Genomic DNA, 591 nt, shown 5'->3' on the forward strand with positions numbered 1-591 from the left:
GGTTTGGGTCTCCGATCAGCGTCACGCTTGAGCCGGCGCCAATCAGCAATTCCAGGATGGCCTGATGTACTGACCCGATGTCCTGGGCTTCGTCGATCACGATATGCGGGTAACGGCGCGCCAGTGCCGCGAGCAGTCTTGGCTGCTCCTTAAGTGCTCGGTACGCCCAGTACCGACAGAGGTCGTGGGTGTATGCGCCCGTGCAGCCCAGTTTTGCGATGAGCTTTCGGGCGAAGGACTCGTCGATCAGTTCGACCTGGTCGTTGAACACGTAGAAGAAGACCTCTTGGCCGTTCACAAACGCCAGGTTCAGCTCCTTGATCGCCTGAGGAAACGAAGACGTTGGAAACTTGAAGCCCTCTAGGAAGGCTTCATCTCCGGTCACGAGGAAGGCCGCCCGCGGGGACTTCATGGTGCGGTGGCCGTGCGGACGGACAACGTTGGTGGTGATGAAACCGTCCAGCGTGTCGATGTCGACCCGCGATCGGCCGGCGCTGGACGGCAGTTTGCTCGCCAGGTCACCAAAGGCACGACGGAAGGTGTCGACGGCCACATTAGAGAACGACAGCAGAGCTACCCGGCCACGCGCCT

At 60.7% G+C, this 591-nt stretch carries 1 protein-coding gene; it reads right to left on the reverse strand.

Annotated elements, in window-relative coordinates:
* On the reverse strand, positions 1-591 hold a 591-nt coding region (locus tag JNK74_29575), incomplete at both ends, for a UvrD-helicase domain-containing protein (protein ID MBL7650324.1).

The sequence above is a fragment of the Candidatus Hydrogenedentota bacterium genome (assembly GCA_016791475.1).
In the GTDB taxonomy this organism is placed as follows: domain Bacteria; phylum Hydrogenedentota; class Hydrogenedentia; order Hydrogenedentales; family JAEUWI01; genus JAEUWI01.